Below are 5,448 nucleotides of genomic sequence, written 5' to 3' on the forward strand. Positions count from 1 at the left end.
GCCATTTTCATCATGTGTAGCGGACGTCTTCGGCGGCTTGGAGGACGAGGATGGCCTGCATGATCGCGGTGGCGCGGAGGGAGCGGCAGCGCAGCTTGGTGAGGACCTTCCAGGTCTTGCTTTGGCCGCGCCCTCGGCTTTCCCGGGACCGGCCGGTGACGTACACGGAGACGTTCGCCAACCGCTGCCCTGCTGCTGCGCGAGACCGGCGAGCTGTTCGTCTCTGACCCCGCCCGCGCGGCGCCCGCCGGTGTGCGGGCGCCGCCGCCGGGGCGGGTAACCCCTACCCGGGCTGGGAGATCGACTCGCGGTTGATGTAGGCGACCTGGGCGGCGAAGGCGAGCAGAGCCAACACGATGCCGACGCCGATCGCGAACCCGGACGACAGCCCCGCGAGCCCGGCCAGCAGCGTGACCGCGAGCCCCACCAGCAGCGCGTTCACCGCGCCCACCATCGCCGCCGTAGTCAGCAACAGCTGCGCCCGCCGGGGCGCGTTACCGACCGCCGCCCAGGTCGCCCGCATGATGCCCTCGCCCTGCACCGCGTCGGCGAAGAAGTCGTGCTCGCCGGCCAGCCGGCGGTGGTAGTACGCCCGGATGCGCTGGATCCGCGCGAGATCCAGCTCGTTCTCCACCATGTTCTGCACCAGTCGCAGGAATGTGAGCAGTCCGGTGATCACCAGCGTCGGCAGCACCGCCCCGAGGTACGGCCGGACGAGCGCGGCGTTGCTGGCGACGAAACCGAGCCCGATCAGCGCGGCAGAGAGCATGGACAGGAAGACGGTCGCCCGGCCCACCGACTCGGTGACGGTCGCGCTGCGCGAGGTCTGGAGCACGAAATGCTCGGTGGTCAGGGCGGTGAGCAGAGCCTGCTCGCGTTCTCCGTCGTCCATGCACCTCACCGTCCGTGGTTGACCAGGGGTAATCGTCACGATACGAGCGTCGAGGACGCACGGATCGGGAAACCGACGGCCACGAACGGGACACCGGATCCTAAAGCGGACAGGTACGCCTTTGGGGGGTGATCATGAGGTGTGCGTTGACGTGCTCGATGCTGGTGCGCTGTGAGGAGTGCCGTTTGCGGGGTGTCTCGTGCGTGGGGGTGACGCTCGGTGGCAGCGATGTCTGGCGTTTGTGCGGCTCGGGCCTGGCAGCGAGCCGTTTTCGTCGTGGGTAGCGGGCGTCTTCGGCGGCTCGGATCTTGGCGTGATGCCGGTTGGCGGATTTCTGCCGGCGGGGCAAGCGGGTGCGGGCTCACTGACAGTCTGGGGGCGGTCCGGGCGGCCACAGGTGGCCGCCCGGACCGATCCGCTAGCTGCCGGGGATGAGGTAGACGTCGACCCAGAAGTTGTGGTTCGAGGTCGTGGTCGGGAAGGCGGTGCCGCCGCCGTACCGATAGAGGCCGCCGGTGGGCGCCACGTGGAGCGGAGGCTTGTCGTACCCCTCCGCAAAGGCGTTGATGTCGACCGCGTAATGGCCTGTCGGGCTGGAGTACGAGGCCACGAACGAGGTACCCGCGGAGACCTGGACCGGCTGGTCGAAGAGCAGCGTCTGCCAGCCCGACGCGGTCTCGCTTACGAAGGTGCCGGTTGCCAGCTGCTGACCGTCCACCGTCCAGAGCGTGCCCCGGTGGGTTCCGTTGTTGCCGGTTCCCTTCCAGAACCGGATCCCGGCGACCACGCCATCGACGTCGGCGGTGAACCTGACCCCGACCTCCAGCGCGGAACTGTCGTCGTACGCGGCTACGGTGGGCGTGTCAGACCCGAAGATGGTGACCGCATTGGCGGGCGGAGTCGGCGGCGGCGGCGGTCCGGGCGGCGGACCGTCACCGACGAACATCGGGTCCACCCAGTAGTTGGTCGAGTTGTAGCTACCGGTCGGGAAGGTGTCGCTGCCGTAGGCGTACACGCCGTTGCTTCCGGCGGGCGCGCTGAGAGTGGTGTCGTCGTTCGTGTAGGGCTCGCCGAAGAAGCCGCCGTCGTGCGCGTAGTTGCCCTCGGGGGCCCAGTAGGCGGCGACGTACGTCGTTCCCGCTACCACCTGAACCGGCGTGGCGAACTGCACGCTCCGCCAGCCGGTGCCGGCGCTGGCCGGGAACGTGGCGCGTGCCAACAGGCCCCCACTCGCCGAGTAGATACTGCCGCTGTGGGTGCCACCGTTTCCCGGCCCTTGGTAGTAGCGGACGCCGATGACCTTTCCGCTGACCGCTGGCGTGAACTTCACACCGAGGGTGACCGCCTGCGCGTCGCTCGATGATGCGGACCCCGGTACGGCGTCCGGGGCGAACAAGGTCGACACCTGCGCATAGGCGGTGGTGGTGAACGACCACGTCTGCGGGGCCTTCATCGGCGTGCCCTGCAGGTCCGTCGCCGAGACGGTGGCGGTGTAGGTCTGCCCCAGGGTGAGGTCGGCGGCCGGCGTGAAGGTGACCGTACGGGTGGCGTCGTTGTACGACGCGCTGCCGGCGACGGGCGTGTTCCCGGCATCCTTGAGCGTGAACTGAACCGACGAGGGGGCCAGCGGCTTGGAGAAGAGCGCCTGCGGACGTGCGGACAGGTCCACTCCGGTCTCATCCTGCCCGGGGGTGGTGGACAGCACGGTGGGTGGCGCCGTTTCCCCGTCGATGAAGAGCACGTCGACGTAGTAGTTGGCATCGGTGGGCGACGCCTGGTCCGGGAAGCCTGAGCCCGGACGGAAGACGCCATTGCCGCCGTTGGTTGTGGCTCTCGGCGCCACCAGCGGCGTCGGCCTGTGGTCGAAGTAGCTGAAAAACCGGTCGTCGGCGGCGTAGTGCCCGTTCGGCGCGAAGTAGGAGACGACGTACGTCGTGTTCGCGGCGACCTCCAGCGGGCTGGAGAAATTCAGCCTCTGCCAGCCGGTGGCGGTCTCGTTGCTGAAAGTGCCGGTGCGCAGCAGTTGACCGCTGGACGACCAGATGGAGCCGGCGTGGGTGCCCGTGTTCCCCGTTCCCTTGTAGAACCGCACAGCGACGACGTTCCCGTCGCTCTGCGGCGTGAACTTGACGCCGAGCGTGACGGCTGATCCGTCGACGTCTGCCGGAACCGTCGGCACGCGCTGGCCGAAGAGCGAGCTCGGACCATCGAGAGCGAGGGTGATGCTTGCCGGACTCGTTTCGATGTTGCCGCTGTCATCGATCGCGCGGGCTTTGACCACCTGCGCGGCCGTACCGCTGGCTGCGAAAGTGTAGCTCCAGGTCGATGTTCCGTCGGCCGGGTGCCAGGTGGTGCCGCCGTCGGTGGAAACCTCGATGCCGGCAACCCGGCCGGCACCGCTGTCGGAGGCGGTGCCACGGACGGCCACCAAGGCGCCGTTGTCGAAGCTCGCCCCGTTTGCGGGTGTGGTGATGACCGCCGTCGGCGCCGCCGTGTCCGTGGACGCGGTGGCCGTGACAAGTCCGGGCATCAGCGTGGTGGGCTGGGCACCCATGTCGGCCAACAGGTTGATGGTCGCCTGCTGCATCCGGGAGTCAGCCGCTGACTGCACGCCATCATGCTCGGAGTCAAGACTCCACGCCCACTGGATGGTGCCGGCGCTGAAGACCAAGGCCCCGCTGTCGGCCCGGTACAACGTCATGTGGTGCGTGGTCGTGCCGGGAGTCACAGTGCTGCCGAAGTCGCGCAGATACTCCGGCGAGGGCCCGGTGGTGGTCGACAGGCGGATCAGGCCGGGCGGGCGAAAGCCGTTGTCCCGGTCCTCATCGGACTCGTATCCGACGGTGTGCGGAGCCAGTGTGGCGGTCTGCCCGTCCGACAGCACGGCGACGGCTGTGTTGCGCCAGAAGCGGTTCTTGCCCTGCGCCGCCGGCACCTGCATGGCCAGGTCCGTGTTGTTGGACATGTAGAGCGTGCCGGTCAGGCCGTTCTCCGGCCGGCCACCGTCGGAGGGCGGGGTGAATCGGGGGTCACGCCAGGTTCCGGTCCACTCGGTGGACGGGTCGATCTTGCTGTTGGCCCAGGTCTCCTTGTAGCAGACCAGGGTCCGGTACGGGCTGTTGGCGCCGTCGACGCTGGGCTCCCAGCGGGTTTTCCAGTAGACCTCGTTGCCACTGAAGAAGGCGAGATTGACGCCGGCGCCGCGGGCCGCCTCGACGTTCGCCCGCTGCCGTCCCGACCAGTATTCGTCGTGGCCGACCGAGAGGAACACCTTGTGGTTGCGGATGAGATCGCCGCGCCGTTCGGCGTCGACGTCAGTCGTGTAGCTGACGTCGTAGCCGTTGCGCTCCAGGAAGCGGATCATCGGAAATTCATTGCTGAACAGGAAGTCGCGACCATTGCCAATATTTCGCGTCGCGTAGGGGCGGTTGTAGCTCACCTTCAACGCCCGGCCCTGCGGACCGCCCCAGTAGAAGTTTGATCCACCGAAATCGTTGTACGCCTGCCAGGTCGCGTCCGACGTCTTGAAGAAGAGCTTTGAGGTGCTGGCGTCGTTTCGGACGATGAACGGAGTCTGGCTCGCGCCGGTGTTGTCGTTGCGCGTCAGCCTGGCCAGATACACGCCGGAGACCGCGTCCGACGGCACGGTCCAGGTCGCGGAGACATGCCAGGTCCCGCAGTCGTAGATCTCGGTCGTCGCGTCCGTCACGCAGTCCGGCTGCGGCGCACCGAGTTGCGGGTTGAGGGTAGCCAACTTGCGGGCCCCGTTGCCCTGGTAGTAGCCGAGGCGGTAGATGTCGATGCGGTAGGCCGCAGCCGCCTTGATCTTGAAGCTGACGGTCTGCCCGACGTTGACGCTGACATCGGTGGTGAAGCCCTGGATCGTGTCGTCTCCGGCACCCCAGATGTCGTCCCACTCCGAGGGTGGCGTCCCGGGCTTGCTGTTCTCGCAAGCAATCACGTTGACAGGGTTGACGCAGGGGCCGTCCGCCGCGCGGGCCGGGATGCCGTTCAGTCCGACGGACACCAGGATCGCGGCGACGGTCGCGGCGCCGGCGCGGCGGCCGCGGGCGGCGAGTCGCCGCACCGGCGGCGCTGTCGCGGCGGTGAGCAACCCGCCCCGAGCTTCCCGATCCGCCACGGACCGCGGCGGCGCCAGGTCAGCCGCTCGGTCCCGCTTGTCGCTCATTGCAAACCACCCCTCCCGGACCAATGCCATGAAATGCCGGGGCGCTGCGGTGCAATGACGGTCCGGCTAGTCGCCATCGCAGCTTGCATGTAAAAAGAAACACCGGCCGGGAGCGTTCACGATCGGCCCTTCGGATTAACCTTCCAGCCACAAGTGGATACAGTTTGGTTTCCGACAGTAGGGCTGCGGATTGGCGACGGAAAGCCGGACGTCGACGGATGCTCGAGCCGGGCGGAGGATCTTTCCGCACGTCTCCCCGTGAGCCGCCGATTCTCGACTAAAATGGACGGCGACAGGACGGTCGGTCATCCCATGGTGACAATGTGTTCGCGCCATGGGCTTTGCGGCTACGTATGGGTTCGCCACG

The 5,448-nt window shown here is 67.7% G+C and carries 3 protein-coding genes; all 3 read right to left on the bottom strand.

The window, feature by feature from the left end; translation table 11 throughout:
* Positions 1–10: 10 nt before the first annotated feature.
* The gene (locus SLP03_RS31805) at positions 11–181 is read right to left on the bottom strand and encodes a hypothetical protein (protein ID WP_413644774.1); all 171 of its coding nucleotides are present in this window, start codon (positions 179–181) and stop codon (positions 11–13) included.
* Between the two features lie 102 nt (positions 182–283).
* Entirely contained in the window at positions 284–892 is a 609-nt protein-coding gene (locus SLP03_RS31190; RefSeq protein WP_319464225.1) for a hypothetical protein, read from the bottom strand.
* Positions 893–1,310: 418 nt separating this feature from the next.
* Positions 1,311–5,081 carry a DUF4082 domain-containing protein gene (locus tag SLP03_RS31195; protein ID WP_319464226.1) on the bottom strand — a complete coding sequence of 1,257 codons (3,771 nt, stop codon included), beginning with the start codon at positions 5,079–5,081 and terminating at the stop codon, positions 1,311–1,313.
* Positions 5,082–5,448: the final 367 nt, after the last annotated feature.

Origin of the sequence: Micromonospora sp. RTP1Z1, from assembly GCF_033804685.1 — a bacterium.
Classification (GTDB): domain Bacteria; phylum Actinomycetota; class Actinomycetes; order Mycobacteriales; family Micromonosporaceae; genus Micromonospora.